The 16,946-nt window shown below is 63.0% G+C and carries 16 protein-coding genes and 1 tRNA gene; 5 read left to right on the top strand and 12 right to left on the bottom strand.

Translation table 11 applies throughout. The features are described 5' to 3' along the window. Window positions 1–136 precede the first annotated feature (136 nt). The 4 genes from FJ423_RS09895 (at window position 137) to dprA (ending at window position 4,277) form a co-directional block, all read left to right on the top strand. On the top strand, window positions 137–1,102 hold the full coding sequence (locus FJ423_RS09895) for an aspartate carbamoyltransferase catalytic subunit (protein WP_140841239.1): 966 nt from the start codon (window positions 137–139) through the stop codon (window positions 1,100–1,102). Next, window positions 1,099–2,385, top strand: coding sequence for a dihydroorotase (locus tag FJ423_RS09890; RefSeq protein WP_140841237.1), 1,287 nt, complete (start codon window positions 1,099–1,101; stop codon window positions 2,383–2,385). The genes FJ423_RS09895 and FJ423_RS09890 overlap by 4 nt, the downstream gene beginning before the upstream one ends. Window positions 2,386–2,571: 186 nt before the next feature. Then, on the top strand, window positions 2,572–3,153 hold the full coding sequence (gene plsY, locus FJ423_RS09885) for a glycerol-3-phosphate 1-O-acyltransferase PlsY (RefSeq protein ID WP_140841235.1): 582 nt from the start codon (window positions 2,572–2,574) through the stop codon (window positions 3,151–3,153). Beyond that, window positions 3,150–4,277, top strand: a complete 1,128-nt coding sequence (dprA, locus tag FJ423_RS09880; protein WP_140841233.1) for a DNA-processing protein DprA — start codon at window positions 3,150–3,152, stop codon at window positions 4,275–4,277. The genes plsY and dprA overlap by 4 nt, the downstream gene beginning before the upstream one ends. Window positions 4,278–4,308: 31 nt before the next feature. Here dprA and FJ423_RS09875 read toward each other — a convergent pair whose 3' ends face one another. The 3 genes from FJ423_RS09875 to FJ423_RS09865 all read right to left on the bottom strand — a co-directional run bounded on the left by FJ423_RS09875 (window position 4,309) and on the right by FJ423_RS09865 (window position 5,993). Further along, window positions 4,309–5,454 (bottom strand): hypothetical protein, encoded by a 1,146-nt coding sequence (locus tag FJ423_RS09875; RefSeq protein WP_140841231.1) that lies wholly within the window; start codon window positions 5,452–5,454, stop codon window positions 4,309–4,311. Window positions 5,455–5,550: 96 nt separating this feature from the next. Then, window positions 5,551–5,757, bottom strand: a complete 207-nt coding sequence (locus FJ423_RS09870; RefSeq protein ID WP_140841229.1) for a hypothetical protein — start codon at window positions 5,755–5,757, stop codon at window positions 5,551–5,553. Window positions 5,758–5,917: 160 nt separating this feature from the next. Next, window positions 5,918–5,993 (bottom strand) — tRNA-Lys (locus tag FJ423_RS09865). Between the two features lie 292 nt (window positions 5,994–6,285). Here FJ423_RS09865 and FJ423_RS09860 point away from each other — a divergent pair. After that, window positions 6,286–6,741, top strand: coding sequence for a BA14K family protein (locus FJ423_RS09860; RefSeq protein ID WP_140841227.1), 456 nt, complete (start codon window positions 6,286–6,288; stop codon window positions 6,739–6,741). 73 nt (window positions 6,742–6,814) lie between these two features. Here FJ423_RS09860 and glpK read toward each other — a convergent pair whose 3' ends face one another. The 9 genes from glpK to FJ423_RS09815 all read right to left on the bottom strand — a co-directional run bounded on the left by glpK (window position 6,815) and on the right by FJ423_RS09815 (window position 16,896). Next, a complete protein-coding gene (gene glpK / locus FJ423_RS09855; protein ID WP_140841225.1) occupies window positions 6,815–8,308 on the bottom strand; it encodes a glycerol kinase GlpK in 1,494 nt (497 codons plus the stop codon). 92 nt (window positions 8,309–8,400) lie between these two features. Then, a complete protein-coding gene (locus FJ423_RS09850; protein WP_140841223.1) occupies window positions 8,401–10,131 on the bottom strand; it encodes an ABC transporter substrate-binding protein in 1,731 nt (576 codons plus the stop codon). 77 nt (window positions 10,132–10,208) lie between these two features. Beyond that, window positions 10,209–10,496, bottom strand: coding sequence for a DUF2160 domain-containing protein (locus tag FJ423_RS09845; RefSeq protein ID WP_095765318.1), 288 nt, complete (start codon window positions 10,494–10,496; stop codon window positions 10,209–10,211). A gap of 4 nt (window positions 10,497–10,500) precedes the next feature. Then, the gene (locus tag FJ423_RS09840; protein ID WP_140841221.1) at window positions 10,501–11,409 is read right to left on the bottom strand and encodes a carbohydrate ABC transporter permease; all 909 of its coding nucleotides are present in this window, start codon (window positions 11,407–11,409) and stop codon (window positions 10,501–10,503) included. A gap of 1 nt (window position 11,410) precedes the next feature. Then, window positions 11,411–12,277, bottom strand: a complete 867-nt coding sequence (locus FJ423_RS09835; RefSeq protein ID WP_095765316.1) for a sugar ABC transporter permease — start codon at window positions 12,275–12,277, stop codon at window positions 11,411–11,413. Then, window positions 12,278–13,345 (bottom strand): ABC transporter ATP-binding protein, encoded by a 1,068-nt coding sequence (locus tag FJ423_RS09830; RefSeq protein WP_140841219.1) that lies wholly within the window; start codon window positions 13,343–13,345, stop codon window positions 12,278–12,280. It lies immediately after the preceding gene. 10 nt (window positions 13,346–13,355) lie between these two features. Next, window positions 13,356–14,435, bottom strand: coding sequence for an ABC transporter ATP-binding protein (locus FJ423_RS09825; RefSeq protein WP_140841217.1), 1,080 nt, complete (start codon window positions 14,433–14,435; stop codon window positions 13,356–13,358). A gap of 39 nt (window positions 14,436–14,474) precedes the next feature. Beyond that, complete coding sequence (gene glpD, locus FJ423_RS09820; protein WP_140841215.1) at window positions 14,475–16,001, bottom strand: glycerol-3-phosphate dehydrogenase; 1,527 nt, start codon at window positions 15,999–16,001, stop codon at window positions 14,475–14,477. A 127-nt stretch (window positions 16,002–16,128) separates the two neighbouring features. Then, complete coding sequence (locus FJ423_RS09815) at window positions 16,129–16,896, bottom strand: DeoR/GlpR family DNA-binding transcription regulator (protein WP_140545843.1); 768 nt, start codon at window positions 16,894–16,896, stop codon at window positions 16,129–16,131. Window positions 16,897–16,946: the final 50 nt, after the last annotated feature.

Here is a 16,946-nt window from a genome sequence, read left to right as displayed (position 1 = left end):
GGTCGCGAATCCGAAGCCACTGGGCCTTATAGCCCAAGCCACGGAAGGCGCGCGACGAAAATACCGGGGAGAACGCCCGCGATCCAAAGCTGGCGCTTGCGGCAGGCCGGACCGCACCCTATAGCAGCGCCTTGAGATGACCGACGCTTCGTCCCTGCCGCTCTTCCCCCACCGCCATCTTCTGGGCATCCGCGATCTTTCCCCCGCCGATATCGAGCTGTTGCTTGATCGGGCGGACCAGGCCGTGGCGATCTCGCGGCAATCGGAAAAGAAGACCTCGACGCTGCGCGGCCGCACCCAAATCAACCTGTTCTACGAGGCATCGACCCGCACGCAATCCTCCTTCGAGCTCGCCGGCAAGCGTCTCGGAGCCGACGTCATGAACATGTCGGTGGCAAGCTCCTCGGTGAAGAAGGGCGAGACGCTAATCGATACGGCGATGACCCTCAACGCTATGCGGCCCGACATCCTGATCATCCGCCACCAATCGGCTGGCGCGGCTGCCCTGCTTGCCCAGAAAGTCGGCTGCTCGGTGGTCAATGCCGGCGACGGAGCGCACGAGCACCCGACGCAGGCGCTGCTCGACGCGCTGACCATCCGCCGCGCCAAGGGGCCGCTGTCGAAGCTGATCGTGGCGATCTGCGGCGACATCCTGCATTCGCGCGTCGCCCGCTCCAACATCATGCTTCTGAACGCGCTTGGCGCGCAGGTACGCGTCGTCGCGCCCTCGACATTGCTGCCGTCCGGCATCGACAGGATGGGCGTGATCGTGTCGCGCTCGATGGCCGAAGGCCTCAAGGACGCCGACGTGGTCATGATGCTGCGCCTGCAGCGCGAGCGCATGGAAGGCGCTTTCGTGCCGTCGACCCGCGAATATTTCCGCTATTTCGGCCTCGATGCCGAGAAGCTGAAAGCCGCCAAGGACGATGCGCTGGTCATGCATCCCGGCCCGATGAACCGCGGCGTCGAGATCGCCTCCGAGATCGCCGACGGACCGCAAAGCGTCATCCAGGAACAGGTGGAGATGGGGGTCGCCGTGCGCATGGCGGTGATGGAGGCGCTGCTTGATCCGCGCCGCAACCATGAAGGGCGCGGCGCATGAGCATGACCGTCTTCAGCAAGGCGCACATTGTCGACCCCTCGCGCGGCGTCGACGAGATCGGCAGCGTCATTGTCGACGGCCGCAAGATCGTCGCGGCCGGGAAAGCCGCGTTGAACCAGGGCGTGCCGGAAGGCGCCACTGTCGTCGACTGCGCCGGCAAGACGATCATTCCGGGCCTTGTCGACGCGCGTGTCTTCATCGGCGAACCAGGCGGCGAGCATCGCGAGACCATCGCCTCGGCAAGCGTCGCCGCGGCGGCGGGCGGCGTCACCTCCATCGTCATGATGCCGGACACCGATCCCGTGATCGACAATGTGGCGCTGGTCGAGTTCGTGCTGCGCACGGCACGCGACACCGCTAGCGTCAACATCTTCCCGTCGGCAGCGATCACCAAGGGCCTCGAAGGCCGCGAGATGACCGAGTTCGGCCTGCTGCGCGAGGCCGGCGCCGTCGCCTACACCGACGGCCGCCACACGATCGCCAATGCGCTGGTGATGCGCCGGGCGCTGACCTATGCGCGCGATTTCGGCGGCGTCATCGCGCACGAAACGCAAGATGCCAATCTCGCCTCGTCCGGCGTGATGAACGAAGGGCTCTATGCGAGCTGGCTCGGCCTGTCGGGCATTCCGCGCGAGGCGGAGCTGATCCCGCTCGAACGCGACCTGGCGTTGGCCCGGCTGACCGGAGGCGCCTATCACGCGGCAAAAATCTCGTCGGCGATGGCGGCCGGCGCGGTGAACCGGGCAAAGACGGACGGCGCCAATGTCACGGCCGGGGTCGCCATCCATAATCTGTCGCTCAACGAGAACGACGTCGGCGAATACCGCACCTTCTTCCGGCTGACCCCGCCCTTGCGCGCCGAGGACGACCGGCTGGCGATGGTCGAGGCGATCAAGGACGGCACGATCGACATCATCGTCTCCTCGCACGACCCGCAGGACGTCGACACCAAGCGCCTGCCCTTCGCCGACGCCGCTGCCGGCGCCATCGGGCTGGAGACGTTGCTGGGCGCGGCGCTTCGGCTTTACCACAATGGCGATGTGCCGCTGTTGAGGCTAATCGAGACGCTGTCCACGGCGCCGGCCAGACTGTTCGGCCTGCCGGGCGGCACGCTGAAGCCGGGGGCGCCGGCCGATCTCGCGGTCGTCGATCTGGACGCGTCGTGGATCGTCAGCGAAAGCGGTCTGCGCTCGCGCTCGAAGAACACCTGTTTCGAGGGCGCGCGTCTGCAGGGCACGGTCCTGCAAACGGTGGTGGCGGGCCGCACGGTGTTTTCCGCATAAGCCACCGCATCGCTTAAGCCCTGCTCAGCCTGCCCGGCATAGACTTGCTTGGCGAACCCTCCCGACTCTACCATTATGATAAATTCACGCCCAAGCAGGGCCAGCACTTGCAAACTATGGTTGCATCGAGCACATTGCGTCAATCATAGGGAGAGCAACCGGGCGGCAGGAAATATGGGGGAAACAATGGGTTACGTGATCGCGCTCGTCTTCGGCTATCTGCTCGGCTCGATCCCGTTCGGGCTCCTGATCACCCGTGCGGCCGGGCTCGGCGATGTCCGCCAGATCGGCTCCGGCAACATCGGCGCGACCAATGTGCTGAGGACGGGTAACAAGGGCCTTGCTGCCGCCACTCTGCTGCTCGATGCGCTGAAAGGCACTGCCGCGGTGCTGATCGCCAGGCATTTTTCGCCGGACTTCGGACTGTTGGCCGGTTTCGGTGCCTTTCTCGGCCACCTCTTCCCGGTCTGGCTCGGCTTCAAGGGCGGCAAGGGTGTCGCCACCTATCTCGGCGTGCTGCTTGGCCTTGCCTGGCAAGGCATGCTTGTCTTCGCCGTCGTCTGGCTCGCAATGGCCTTCCTGTTCCGCTATTCCTCGTTGGCGGCATTGGCGGCCGCGGTGGTCGTGCCGATCGCGCTCTATGTCACAAGCACGCCGCAGATCGCGGGCCTGTTCGCGCTGATGAGCCTGATCGTCATCGTCAAGCATCGAGCAAACATCTCGCGACTGCTCGCCGGCACCGAGGGCAAGATCGGGGCGAAGGGATGAGCGCCCTGGCTGCCGGCCCGCGTCTCAGCGATCGGCAGCGGCTTGCCTGGCTTCGCCTGATCCGCACGCCCAATGTCGGTCCGGCCTCGTTTCGTGAGCTGATCAACCGCTTCGGCTCGGCCGAAGCCGCGCTTGAAATGCTGCCGGAGCTGATGATCTCCGGCGGCGCCAATCGCATCGTCCGCATCCCCTCCATCGCCGAGGCCGAAGCCGAGCTGGACGCCGCCCGGCGCGCCGGCGCCCGCTTCGTCGGCATCGGCGAGGCCGATTATCCGCCCCTGCTGAAGACTGTCGACAACCCGCCGCCGCTGCTCGCGGTGAAAGGCGAAGGCGCGGTCTTCCGCTTGCCGGCGGTGGCGATTGTCGGCGCTCGCAATGCCTCGCTGGCCGGCATCAAGATGGCGCGCATGCTGGCGGCCGATCTCGGCCGAGACGGCTACGCCATCGTTTCCGGCCTGGCGCGCGGCATCGATACGGCCGCGCACAAAGGCAGCGTTTCGACCGGCACAGTCGGCGTGCTGGCCGGCGGGCTCGATGTCCCCTACCCGCCCGAGAATGCCGGCCTTTGCGATGAGATCGCCGATCGCGGCGGCGCCATTGTTTCCGAGATGCCCTTCGGGTGGCAGCCGCGCGCGCAGGATTTCCCACGCCGCAACCGCCTGGTGGCCGGCATGGCGCTTGGACTGGTGGTGGTTGAGGCGGCGCAGCGCTCCGGCTCGCTGATCAGCGCGCGCCTGGCCAACGAAATGGGCCGGCTGGTCTTCGCCGTGCCGGGCTCGCCGCTCGATCCGCGCGCCGCCGGCTGCAACGCGCTGCTCAAGGACGGCGTCACGCTGGTCACTGAAGCCGCCGATATCCTTAGCGCGCTGGCGCCGCTTGCCGGCGCCCGGCTTCCAAGAACCGCCCCACTTGCCGAGGCGCCCGACATATCAGCCATGCCGCCGCCAGGCGAAAACGACCGCGCCGATGTGCTGGAAGCGCTCGGGCCTACGCCGACAGGCATAGACGAGATCATCCGCCACACGGGACTGAGCGCCGCGCAGATTGCCATGGTGCTCCTGGAACTCGACCTTGCCGGACGGCTCGAGCGCCACGCCGGCGGAAACGTGTCGCTGATCGCGTGACCGGGCGCGTTTGCCCGCAACGCTGATTTCCTTACCGGAACAGATATTTCGACACTTCCGGATTACCGCGGCGCCACATCACATTGTCGAGGAAATAGTGGTGCACATTGATGAAGATCAGCACGATGAAGAAGAACAGCGACGAACCGAGCACCTGTTTGTCGTAGGGAACCAGGGCGGTCAGCAAGAACGGGATCAGCCAGAAGCCGAGATAGCCAAGCGCGCCGCCACCGATGATGAATCCCAGCACACGCAACCGATAGCGGGGCCCGAGCACGGATAGTATCTTCGGCTCCGGATCCCGCGCGGCATCCAAGACGTCACGCTCGACATTGGTCTGATAGCGCCACACCACGGCCAGATATTGCAGCGAGTGCAGCGCCGGCACCACGAGCAGCCAGAGCGGGTTAATCCTGGCGATCAGGATCCAGAGATAGAGCGAGGCGACATAGGCCACGATGCCGTTGTAAGGCAGTCCGCGGCCATTCCTTCGCCAGCGGTTGACCAGCATGAAAAGCGTGGCCGCCGTCGATCCGACGGCCGCCAGCACGGCAATGTCGGTGATCCATGACGGCGCCGCGAAGGTGTAATATTGAAGGCCGTAATATTGCCCCTGCGTCACGGCCGTATTCGTCTGCAGCCAGGCCAGGATCCAAACCGCATAGCTGTTGACGAGCAGCACCTTCTTGTCGCGGTCATCGAAGAATTTGCGCTTCAGGACGGCGTCGACCATCAGCATGCCGTAGCCTTGCTTGACGTAGTGCCAGCCGACGAAAAAGAACATCGCGTTGGCCGCAAAGCCGAGCAGCCGCGTGTTCGACGTCGCCGCGCCATAGGCAAAGAACAGGGCCATGACCACTGGCACGATGACGCCGGCGAAAATGTAGCGGAGCTGCAGGCTTCTGTCGTAGCCCTCGCCGCGCGCCTTGCGGCCGAAATTGCGGTAGAAAATCTGGTAGGAGTGGGCGAAGTGCGGATAGTTCACCAGATAGGCCACGACGACCATCGTCGCGGCCAATGGACCTTCATAATCGCGCGGAACAAAGAACAGCAGTGGCAGGATCAGAAACGCGCTGCCGCCGAGCATCAGGAAATCGGCAACCGGGCCGAAAAGATATCTGCCCGGCGGCGTCGCCGCCTTGGGCGCCTGCGCATCTACCGAAAGGTCAAGTGCCATCCTGGAGCCTCCCTCGGAGGCGCCGAGTTTAACCACGACCCCATCCAGGGACAAGGCAACGCGGCAGGATCTCTCTGTCTCGGGGAAGTCACTCCGTCAGGTTGAGGCCGTCGAAGCGATCTTCACCAGCCGCTTCCTGGCCTCCGCGACCCGCTGCTGTTCCGACCTTATGCGGTCGCACAGCACAAGATTGATCCCGACGCCGCATTCCTCGTCCAGCAGTTGTTTTGCTTGATTGAGCGAAATCTCCGCGCGCTTGACGCGCTGCCTGGCCCTGGCCAGTTCCAAGTTCAGTACGTCCACTGTTTCCGCATCCCAATTGCGGTCCCTTCAACAGGGAAACAGCCGCGCGCAAGCTTTTGTTCCGATTGCCGGAGACGCAGACAAATGTGCTGCTTAGATCGCCCCGGACATGGAAGCTCCCGTGGGTCGGATCTCGCATCTATTTGGGTGTTAAAAATTTTGGTGAGCGCGATGGGATTCGAACCCATGACCTACTGATTAAAAGTCAGTTGCTCTACCGGCTGAGCTACGCGCTCCCGTGGGCTCGGAACGCCGCCCTCGAAATTGCGCGGAACATAGGGAGAGTGCCGCGGCCGGTCAACCGGAAAAAGACGGGCTTCCAAGGCGGATTTCTTGAACGGATTCGAAGGGACGCCGCGGGTGAACGGCTTTCGATGCCTGCGCCAATGGCCCGGCCTGGGGCTGCTTCAGAAAGCCCTACAATAACAATGGGCTGACACAATGGGCTGATGCTGGAACGGGAACCATTGCAATTCGGGCCCGTTTCGCAAAACAGGACGTCCCCATCAACCATCGAGGAGAAGATCAATGAACAAGATCGCATCCGGCCTGTTGGCAACCGCTCTCTCGGCGTCGTTCCTCGCGGCGGAGATGGTGCCGGTCAACGCTCAGCCAGCTTATGTACCGCAACCCCAGGGTCTGTCGTCAGATCTTCAGACCGTGCAGTATCGGGACTGGAGAAGGCACCGCAGCTTCAACCGGGATTTCTCGCGTCGTGGTGACGCCGTCTACTGGAACGGCCATCGCGGCTATCGCGAGTATCGCCGCGGCTATCGCCGGCATGGCGACTATTGGTTTCCGCTGGCAGCTTTCGCCACCGGCGCGCTGATCACCGGCGCCATCGTCAACAGCGAGAACAACCGCGTCTATCGCGGCAACTCGCACGTGCAGTGGTGCTACGACCGCTACCGCTCCTATCGCGCCTCGGACAACACCTTCCAGCCTAACAACGGCCCGCGTCAGCAGTGCGTTTCGCCCTACTGACAGCCTCCAGTCAGTACCCAGGGCCGTTGACTGAGCCCGTGCCTCGAGAGGCACGGGCTCTCTCGTTCCAATGTTAGCGGGAGCTCAGCGTCCTGCGCACCGCGTCGCGCCATCCGACCAGTTTGGCACCGCGCGTTGTGGCGTCCATCTGCGGCTTGAAGCACCGCTCCAGCGCCCAGCTCTTGGCGAAGTCCTTCGCTTTCGGCCACACGCCGGCCTTTGACCCGGCAAGCCAGGCCGCGCCCAGCGCCGTCGTCTCCAGGATCGTCGGACGGTCGACCGGTGCGTCGAGAATGTCGGCGAGCCTCTGCATGGTCCAGTCGGATGCCACCATGCCGCCGTCGACGCGAAGCACCGTCTTGGCCGAAGCGCCTTTCCAGTCCTTGCGCATGGCGTCGAGCAGGTCGCGCGTCTGGAAGGCGACCGATTCCAGTGCCGCGCGGGCGAACTCGGCCGGGCCCGAATTGCGCGTCAACCCGAAGATCGCGCCGCGCGCATCCGCGTCCCAATGCGGTGCGCCGAGGCCGACGAAGGCCGGCACCAGATAGACCTGTTGCGCAGGATCAGCGGCCGCAGCCAATACTCCGCTCTGCTCGGCCTTGCCGATCACCTTGATGCCGTCGCGCAGCCACTGCACGGCGGCGCCCGCGATGAAGATCGAGCCTTCCAGCGCATAGGTTGTCTTGCCGTTGAGCCGATAAGCGATGGTGGTCAAAAGCCGGTTCTTCGAACGCACCAGATCGGCGCCGGTGTTGAGCAGCGCGAAGCAGCCGGTGCCATAGGTCGATTTCATCATGCCGGGCTCGAAACAGGCCTGGCCGATGGTCGCCGCATGCTGGTCGCCGGCCGCCCCGAGGATCCGCATCTCGGCCCCGAAAAGGCTCTTCTCGGTGACGCCGAATTCGTCGGCGCAGTCCTTCACCTGCGGCAGGATCGCGGCCGGAATCTTCAGGATCGAAAGCAGCTCGTCGTCCCAGATATTCTTCTCGATGTTGTAGACCAGCGTGCGCGAGGCATTTGTCGCGTCGGTGGCGTGCACTTGGCCGCCGGTCAGCCGCCAGATAAGAAAGCTGTCGATGGTACCGGCAAGCAGTTCGCCCCTCTCGGCGCGCCTTCTGGCACCCTTCACCTTGTCCAACATCCAGGCGATCTTGGTGCCGGAGAAATAGGGGTCGAGCAGCAGGCCGGTCTTCTTCGTGAATGTCTTCTCCAGCCCCTGCTTCTTCAGCTTCTGGCAGAGCGGCGCGGTGCGGCGGTCCTGCCAGACGATCGCGTTATGGATAGGCTTGCCGGTCGCCCTGTCCCAGATGACGACGGTCTCGCGCTGGTTGGTGATGCCGATCGCGGCCACATCCGATGCCGTGCGGGCGGCGGCCTTCAAAGCCGCTTTCACCGTGGCGAGAACGCTTGCCCAGATGTCTTCCGGGTCATGTTCGACCCAGCCGGAAGCCGGATAATGCTGCGCGAATTCCTGCTGGCCGGTGCCGGCGACTTTCATCTTGTCGTCGAACAGTATCGCCCTGGTCGAGGTCGTTCCCTGATCGATGGCCAGCACAAAACCGCTCATTCCGCATCCCTCCGCTTTTCATGCAACAGGGGAGACGGCAAAGCCGCCTCCCCTGCACTTCCGACATGGGCAAGCACGCCCGCGTCATGCAGTTACTGCTGCTGCCAGCTCTTCACCAGTTCGTCGTAGTTGATGGTGACCGGCTTTTCCTTTTCGTTCTCGATCTTCAACTGAGGAGCGAGATTGCCTTTCTTGACCGCGTCGGCGTTCCAGTAGGCAAGATCGTGCTCTTCGGCCATCTTCGGGCCGATGTCGCCCTGGACGCCCGACTTCTCGATGCGGCTCATGACTTTTTCCTGCTCGGCGCAGAGCGAGTCCATCGCTTCCTGGGCCGACTTCGCGCCGGAAGAGGCATCGCCGATCGCTTGCCACCAGAGCTGCGCCAGCTTCGGATAATCAGGCACGTTGGTGCCGGTCGGCGACCACTGGACGCGGGCCGGCGAGCGATAGAACTCGATCAGGCCGCCGAGCTTCGGAGCGCGCTCGGTGAAGCTCTTGTCGTGGATCGTGCTCTCGCGGATGAAGGTCAAGCCGACATGGCTCTTCTTCACGTCGACCGTCTTCGAGGTGACGAACTGCGCGTAGAGCCAGGCGGCCTTGGCGCGATCGTCAGGCGTCGACTTCATCAGTGTCCAGGAACCCACGTCCTGGTAACCGAGCTTCATGCCGTCCTTCCAGTAGACGCCGTGCGGCGACGGCGCCATGCGCCACTTCGGCGTGCCGTCGTCGTTCAGCACCGCCTTGGCGCCGGCGTCGACCATCGAAGCGGTGAAGGCGGTGTACCAGAAGATCTGCTGCGCGACCCCGCCCTGCGCCGGCACCGGGCCGGATTCGGAGAAGGTCATGCCCTGGGCTTCCGCCGGAGCGTAGGCCTTCAGCCAGTCGAGATATTTCTGGATCGAGTAGACCGCGGCCGGGCCGTTGGTATCGCCGCCACGCGCCGTGCAGGAGCCGACAGGACGCGATTTCTCGTCGACCTTGATGCCCCATTCGTCGACGGGCAGGCCGTTCGGAATGCCCTTGTCGCCATTGCCGGCCATGGACAGCCAGGCGTCCGTGAACCGCCAGCCGAGCGACGGGTCCTTCTTGCCGTAGTCCATATGGCCGTAGACCTTCTTGCCGTCGATCTCGCGGCCGGTGAAGAACTGGGCGATGTCCTCATAAGCCGACCAGTTGACGGGAACGCCTAGGTCGTAGCCGTATTTGGCCTTGAAGTCGGCTTTGTTCTTCTCGTCGTTGAACCAGTCGTAGCGGAACCAGTAGAGGTTCGCGAACTGCTGGTCGGGGAGTTGATAAAGCTTCTTGTCGGGCGCCGTCGTGAACGAGGTGCCGATGAAGTCCTTCAGGTCGAGGTTCGGATTGGTGACGTCCTTGCCCTCGTTCGCCATCCAGTCGGTCAGGTTGCGCACCTGCTGGTAGCGCCAATGCGTGCCGATCAGGTCGGAGTCGTTGACCCAGCCGTCATAGAGGTTCTGGCCGGTCTGCATCTGGGTCTGGATCTTCTCGACGACGTCGCCTTCCTGGATGACGTCATGTGTGACCTTGATGCCGGTGATGGCGGAGAAGGCCGGCGCCAGCACCTGTGACTCGTATTGGTGCGTGGCGATGGTTTCCGAAACGACCTTGATGTCCATGCCGGCGAACGGCTTGGCTGCGTCGATGAACCACTGCATTTCCTTTTCCTGGTCGGCGCGTGAAAGCGTCGACAGGTCGCCTATCTCCTTGTCGAGAAAGGCTTTTGCCTCGTCCATACCGGCATAGGCATGGCCCGCTCCCACCAAAAGGACAAGGGCTGTCGTCGATGTTAGAAATTGCCGTCGCATGTGTCTCCTCCAGTCTTAAGTTGCAAGTGCGATCCGGGGCGGCCGCCAGCACGCGGCCGCTCCGGCTATTCCCCCCTCTATACGTATCGGAACACGCCAACGGCGTAGACCACGGAGAGAGCGAGAGCCCACCACAGGTTGGGTCCAACCAGACCCAGCCAAGCGAGATGGATAAATGCGCTGCCAAGCAGCGACAGGAACAAACGATCGCCGCGCGTCGTCTCGAAGCGCAGCACCCCGATGCGCGGATGACCGCCGGGCGAGGCATATTCCCAGACGCCCATGCCAAAGAGCATCAGCACGATGACGATGAAGAAGGCGGCCGTCGGCCACGTCCACGCCATCCAGGAGAAGTCGAGATTCATGGCTTTAGACCCTCCCCAGGGCAAAGCCCTTGGCGATATAATTTCGCACGAACCAGATAACCAAGGCGCCGGGGATCAGCGTCAGCACGCCGGCGGCGGCGAGCAGACCCCAATCCATGCCGGCGGCAGAGACCGTGCGGGTCATGGTGGCGGCGATCGGCTTGGCGTCCGTCGTGGTCAGCGTGCGCGCGATCAAGAGCTCCACCCACGAGAACATGAAGCAGAAGAAGCAGGCGACGCCGATGCCGCTCGCGATCAGCGGCATGAAAATCTTCAGAAAGAAGCGCGGGAAGGAATAGCCGTCGATATAGGCGGTCTCGTCTATTTCCTTCGGCACGCCGGACATGAAGCCTTCGAGGATCCACACCGCGAGCGGCACGTTGAACAGGCAGTGCGCCAGCGCCACGGCGATATGGGTGTCGATCAGGCCGAACGCCGAATAGAGCTGGAAGAACGGCAGCGCGAACACCGCGGGCGGCGCCATGCGGTTGGTCAAAAGCCAGAAGAACAAATGCTTGTCGCCGAGGAAGCGGTAACGCGAGAAGGCGTAGGCCGCCGGCAGCGCCACCGCCACCGAAATCACCATGTTCATCACCACATAGGTGATCGAATTGATGTAGCCCGAATACCACGAAGGGTCGGTGAAGATGGTGCGATAGTTCGCCAGTGTCGGATTATGCGGAAACAGCGTCAGCGACGACACGATCTCCGCATTGGTCTTGAAGCTCATGTTGATGAGCCAGTAGATCGGTAGCAGGATAACGATAATGTAGACCGTCGGCACGATCCACCACCAGCGCGATTCCTCGCCGCGGCGGCGCATCAGCTTCGCCACCTCGTCCTGCGACAGCGTGCTGCCCACTTCGGTGACCGCCGTCTCGCTCACGCGCGTCGTTTCGTTGGCACCCGCCATCTCAGCGCTCCGCGTCGTAGTTGGTCATCACGGTGTAGAACACCCACGATAACAACAGGATGATCAGGAAGTAGACCAGCGACATCGCCGCCGCCGGGCCGAGGTCGAACTGGCCGAGCGCCGTCTTGACCAGGTCAATCGACAGAAAGGTGGTCGAATTGCCGGGACCGCCGCCGGTGACGACGAAGGGCTCGGTATAGATCATGAAACTGTCCATGAAACGCAACAGCACGGCGATCAGCAGCACGCGCTGCATCTTGGGCAGCTGGATGTAGCGGAACACAGCCCAGCGCGACGCGCCGTCGATCTTGGCCGCCTGGTAGAAGGCGTCGGGAATCGAGACCAAGCCGGCATAGCAAAGCAGCACGACCAGGCTGGTCCAGTGCCAGACATCCATGATGATGACGGTTACCCAGGCATCGATCGGATCCTGGACGTAGTTGTAGTCGATGCCGAGCGCATTGATGTAATAGCCGAGCAGGCCAATGTCGTTGCGGCCGAACACCTGCCAGATCGTGCCGACGACGTTCCACGGAATAAGCAGCGGCAGCGCCATCAGCACCAGGCAGACCGGCACGCCCCAGCCCTTCTTCGGCATGTTGAGCGCGATGAAGATGCCGAGCGGCACCTCGATCGCCAGGATGATGAAGGAGAAGATCAGGTTGCGCACCATCGCTTCCCAGAAGCGGTCGGAGTGCAGCAGGTCCTCGAACCATTCGGTGCCGGCCCAGAAGAAGACGTTGTTGCCGAACGTGTCCTGCACCGAATAGTTGACGACCGTCATCAGCGGGATGACGGCCGAGAACGCCACCAGCACCAGCACCGGCAGGACAAGGAACCAGGCCTTGTTGTTCCAGGTCTTGTCCATCTATGCCCCCATCTCGACGCGCCAGGAATCGGCATAGATGTTGATGCCTGCCGGATCGAAGCGGACTTTCGGTTCGGCCGGCACTTCGTCATCCTCGCCGATCACCGCGGCGATCTCCCTGCCCTCGAGGTTGGCGCGCACGACCTTGTGGCGGCCGACGTCCTCGACCTTGTTGACCTGCACCGTCATGCCCTCGCGGCCGAGCCGCACATATTCGGGACGAATGCCGAGCTCGACGGCGCCGCCTTCGGCCTTGGGCACGCCGGGTAATTCGATGCGCTGGGCACCGAGCTTCGCCGTCCTGCCTTCCAGCGCAACCGGCAGCACGTTCATGCCCGGCGAGCCGATGAAATAACCGACGAAGGTGTGGCGCGGACGCTCGAAAAGTTCGGCAGGCGTGCCGATCTGCACGATCTCGCCGTCATACATGACCACGACGCGGTCGGCGAAAGTCAGCGCTTCGGTCTGGTCATGCGTGACATAGACCATGGTGTAGCCGAAGCGGCGGTGCAGCTGCTTCAACTGCGAGCGCAGCACCCACTTCATATGCGGGTCGATGACCGTCAGCGGTTCGTCGAACAGAATGGCGTTGACGTCGGAGCGCACCAGGCCGCGTCCAAGCGAGATCTTCTGCTTCTGGTCTGCGGTGAGCCGGCGCGCCTTCCTGTTCGCCATCGAAGCGAGATCGATCATGTCGAGCGTCTCGCGCACCTTGCGATCGACATCGGCTGCCGGCACGCGCCGGTTGCGCAGCGGGAAGGCCAGATTGTCGTAGACGGTCATGGTGTCGTAAATGACCGGGAACTGGAACACCTGCGCGATATTGCGCTCCTGCGTCGACAGCCTGGTCACGTCCCGACCATTGAACAGCAACTTCCCATGCGAGGGGTGCAGCAGTCCCGAAATGATGTTGAGCAAGGTGGTCTTGCCGCAGCCCGAAGGCCCGAGCAGCGCGTAGGCGCCGCCATCCTCAAAAGTGTGGTGCACTTCCTTCAGAGCGAAGTCGGAATCCTTCTGCGGGTTGGGCAGGTAGGAGTGGCGGATGTGGTTGACCTCGATGCGCGCCATCGTTTTCTCCTCAGGCCGCCAGCTTCGACGCCGTCACGGCGCGGCCGTTATGGTCGAACACCATGATGTGGCGCGGGTCGATGAACACCTCGACCTCGTCGTCCGTCTCGAAATCGAGAATACCATGCGCAAGCATCACCCAGCGCGCATCGGCGAAATCGAGATGGACGAAGCTTTCCGAGCCGGTGATCTCCGTGATGGTGACCTTGGCCCGCACCGGCACGGCGCCGGCGTTCGGCCGCTCCAGCGACAAATGATGCGGCTGGAAGCCGATCGTGTAGCTGGCGTCCGCAATGCCGGCGAGTTCCGTCGGCACCGGCAGCTTGACGCCGCCTTCGAGCAGGAAATCCGACCCCTTCTTGGAGAGCACGATGGTGTTGAGCGGCGGATCGGCGAAGGTCCGCGCCGTCACCAGGTCGATGGGCTTGCGGAATACTTCGACCGTCGGGCCAAATTGCGTGACGCGGCCTTCCGAGAGCGTAGCCGTATTGCCGCCGAGGAGCAGCGCCTCGTGCGGCTCGGTCGTCGCATAAACGAAGATCGTGCCGGCTGCGGCGAAGATCTTCGGCAATTCGGCCCGCAATTCCTCGCGCAGCTTGTAATCGAGATTGGCCAAAGGCTCGTCGAGCAACACCAGACTGGCATTCTTGACGATGGCGCGGGCAAGCGCGGTGCGTTGCTGCTGGCCGCCGGACAGGCTGAGCGGCGTACGGTCGAGATAAGGCGTGAGCTTCAAGAGAGCCGCGGCGTTGCGCACCTCCTTGTCGATCATGGCCTGCTCGACGCCGGCGACCCGCAGCGGCGAGGCGATGTTCTCGTAGACGGTCATCGCCGGATAGTTGATGAACTGCTGGTAGACCATGGCGACGTTGCGCTTCTGCACCTTCTGTCCGGTGACGTCCTTGCCATCGAACCAGACCGAGCCGGAAGTCGGCGCGTCGAGGCCAGCCATCAGCCGCATCAGGCTGGTCTTGCCGGAGAGCGTCGGCCCAAGCAGGACATTCAGCGAGCCGTGCTGAAGCGTCAGCGACACGTCGCGGATGTGCTCCTGCGCGCCGACGGTCTTCGTCACGTTCCTCAATTCCAGCATCACGCCTCCTCCCAGGCCTTACGCATCAGCGGCCGATCCTTATTCCGCCGCCGCGACATGGCGGCTGCTCAGTCCGCGCATGAATTCTTCCAATGCCGCCGTCTGCTCGCGGCTGAAATGCAGGCCGCGCTTGGTGCGGCGCCACAACACGTCCTCGGCGGTGACCGCCCATTCATTTTCGGCCAGATAGCGAACTTCCGCCTCGAAAAGGTCGGCGCCGAAATTGCGGCCGAGATCGGCATTCGACTTGGCGAGCCCGAGCAGCCTTTCCGCCCGCGTGCCGTAGAGCCGGGTGAAGCGGCGCGCCAGCCGCTGGTCGAGGAACGGATAGGCGCTCTTCAGCCTGGCAACCTGGGCATCGAAGCCGGTCGCGGCGAAATCGCCGCCAGGCAGCGGCGCATCATGCGTCCACGGCCTGCCGCGCTTGCCGAGAAAACCTTCGATCTTCTCCAACATCGATTCCGCCAGCCGGCGGAAGGTGGTGATCTTGCCGCCGAAAGCGTTGAGCAAGGGGGCAGCACCCTCCCCGCCATCGGCCTTCAGCACATAGTCGCGCGTTGCTTCCTGCGCCTTCGAAGCGCCGTCGTCATAGAGCGGGCGCACCGCCGAATAGGTCCAGACGATATCGGACCGCTTCACCGGCTGCGCGAAATATTCGCTTGCCGCAGCGCACAGATAGTCGATCTCGGCGTCGGAGATCTTCACCTCATGCGGATCGCCCGGATAGTCGCGATCGGTGGTGCCGATCAGCGTGAATTCTTCCTCGTAAGGAATGGCGAAGATGATGCGGCCATCCTTGTTCTGGAAGAAATAGGCGCGCGGATCGTCGAACTTCTTTCCGACTACGATATGGCTGCCCTGGACGAGGCGGACATTGTGGACGTCGTTCTGGCCGACGGCGGTCGAGAGCACGTGATCGACCCAGGGGCCGGCAGCGTTGACGAGAAGCCGCGCCCGAACTTCTTCGGTATCACCGGTGAGCACATTCTGCACTTTCACGGCCCAAAGCGCACCGTCGCGCCGCGCGCTGACGACTTTTGTGCGGGTGCGGATAATGGCACCCCGGTCGGCGGCGTCACGCGCGTTCAGCGCCACCAGGCGCGCGTCGTTGACCCAACCGTCCGAATACTCGAAAGCCTTGCGGAACAATGGCTTGAGCGGCTTGCCTGCCGGATCGCGGGCCATGTCTAGCGTCTTCGTCGCCGGCAGCAGCTTGCGCCCGCCGATATGATCGTAAAGGAACAATCCCAACCGGATCAGCCAGGCGGGCCTGAGGCCCTTGGCATAGGGCAGCACGAAGCGCATCGGCCAGATGATGTGCGGCGCGTTCTTCCACAGAACCTCGCGCTCCATCAGCGCTTCGCGCACCAGCCGGAATTCATAGAATTCGAGATAACGCAGGCCGCCATGGATGAGCTTGGTCGAACCGGAGGAGGTCCCGCTGGCGAGATCGTTCATTTCGGCAAGGTAAACTGAAAATCCGCGGCCAACGGCATCGCGGGCTATGCCGCAGCCGTTGATGCCGCCGCCGATGACGAAAATGTCATGGATCGGATATGCGTCCAAAGATTCCTCCAACGATTTCGCATTGCACCATTTTTGTGTTTTACGAAACCGTGACGGAATTATTTCGAACTCAAAGCGAATGTCAAACGAAATATCGCAGTCGGCTGAGCAAGCCGTCAAGGCGTGCCTATTCGAACGCTGTCTCGATCAGCCGGACTTCGGTTTCCTCGCAAATCCTGCGAATCGACGGGATCTCGCAACGATCCGTGATGAAGGTATTTACCTGCGAAAGATGGCCAATCCGGACCGGCGCCGTGCGTTCGAATTTCGTCCGGTCGGAAACCAGGATGACGTGGCGGGCATTTGCGATGATGGCCTGCGCAACCTTCACCTCGCGGAAATCGAAGTCGAGCAGCGCACCGTCATGGTCGATCGCCGAGGCGCCGATGACGGCGTAATCGACCTTGAACTGGCGGATGAAATCGACCGCCGCCTCGCCGACAATGCCGCCGTCGGAACCGCGCACAACGCCGCCGGCAATCACCACCTCGATTGTGGGGTAGATGCGCATCCTATTGGCAACATTGATATTATTGGTGATGACCATAAGCCCGTTATGGTCGAGCAGCGCCTTGCTGACGGCCTCGGTGGTGGTGCCGATATTGATGAACAGCGAGGCATTGTCAGGAATCAGCCGCGCCGCCGCGCTGCCGATCGCCTCCTTCTCGTCGGCGGCAATCTTGCGGCGTGCCTCGTACTCCATGTTCTCGATGCCGGACGGGAACAGCGCACCGCCATGGATACGGGTCAGCAGGCGCTGATCGCACAGATCGTTGAGGTCCTTGCGGATGGTCTGCGGCGTCACGTTGAAATGCGTCGCCAGGTCATCGACCAGCACCCGGCCATGGTCTTTCGCCCTCTGGATGATCTCGGCATGGCGTGGCGAAAGAAACATTGCGCGTCCTCCACTTTCGTTTTTTCCCGTCTATATCGGAAAACGAAAGC

This window comes from Mesorhizobium sp. B2-8-9 (assembly GCF_006439475.1).
Classification (GTDB): Bacteria; Pseudomonadota; Alphaproteobacteria; order Rhizobiales; family Rhizobiaceae; genus Mesorhizobium.
Note: the sequence above shows the minus strand (reverse complement) of the source record. Positions and strands in the feature narration are given on the sequence as shown.

What these genes read in the sequence shown, in the direction of transcription:
- FJ423_RS09850 (WP_140841223.1), bottom strand. Translation starts at nt 10,131, where the DNA reads ATGCGACGGCAATTTCTAACATCGACGACAGCCCTTGTCCTTTTGGTG.
- FJ423_RS09895 (WP_140841239.1), top strand. Translation starts at nt 137, where the DNA reads ATGACCGACGCTTCGTCCCTGCCGCTCTTCCCCCACCGCCATCTTCTG.
- FJ423_RS09825 (WP_140841217.1), bottom strand. Translation starts at nt 14,435, where the DNA reads ATGCTGGAATTGAGGAACGTGACGAAGACCGTCGGCGCGCAGGAGCAC.
- dprA (WP_140841233.1), top strand. Translation starts at nt 3,150, where the DNA reads ATGAGCGCCCTGGCTGCCGGCCCGCGTCTCAGCGATCGGCAGCGGCTT.
- FJ423_RS09875 (WP_140841231.1), bottom strand. Translation starts at nt 5,454, where the DNA reads ATGGCACTTGACCTTTCGGTAGATGCGCAGGCGCCCAAGGCGGCGACG.
- glpK (WP_140841225.1), bottom strand. Translation starts at nt 8,308, where the DNA reads ATGAGCGGTTTTGTGCTGGCCATCGATCAGGGAACGACCTCGACCAGG.
- FJ423_RS09840 (WP_140841221.1), bottom strand. Translation starts at nt 11,409, where the DNA reads ATGGCGGGTGCCAACGAAACGACGCGCGTGAGCGAGACGGCGGTCACC.
- FJ423_RS09845 (WP_095765318.1), bottom strand. Translation starts at nt 10,496, where the DNA reads ATGAATCTCGACTTCTCCTGGATGGCGTGGACGTGGCCGACGGCCGCC.
- FJ423_RS09830 (WP_140841219.1), bottom strand. Translation starts at nt 13,345, where the DNA reads ATGGCGCGCATCGAGGTCAACCACATCCGCCACTCCTACCTGCCCAAC.
- plsY (WP_140841235.1), top strand. Translation starts at nt 2,572, where the DNA reads ATGGGTTACGTGATCGCGCTCGTCTTCGGCTATCTGCTCGGCTCGATC.
- FJ423_RS09835 (WP_095765316.1), bottom strand. Translation starts at nt 12,277, where the DNA reads ATGGACAAGACCTGGAACAACAAGGCCTGGTTCCTTGTCCTGCCGGTG.
- FJ423_RS09890 (WP_140841237.1), top strand. Translation starts at nt 1,099, where the DNA reads ATGAGCATGACCGTCTTCAGCAAGGCGCACATTGTCGACCCCTCGCGC.
- FJ423_RS09815 (WP_140545843.1), bottom strand. Translation starts at nt 16,896, where the DNA reads ATGTTTCTTTCGCCACGCCATGCCGAGATCATCCAGAGGGCGAAAGAC.
- FJ423_RS09860 (WP_140841227.1), top strand. Translation starts at nt 6,286, where the DNA reads ATGAACAAGATCGCATCCGGCCTGTTGGCAACCGCTCTCTCGGCGTCG.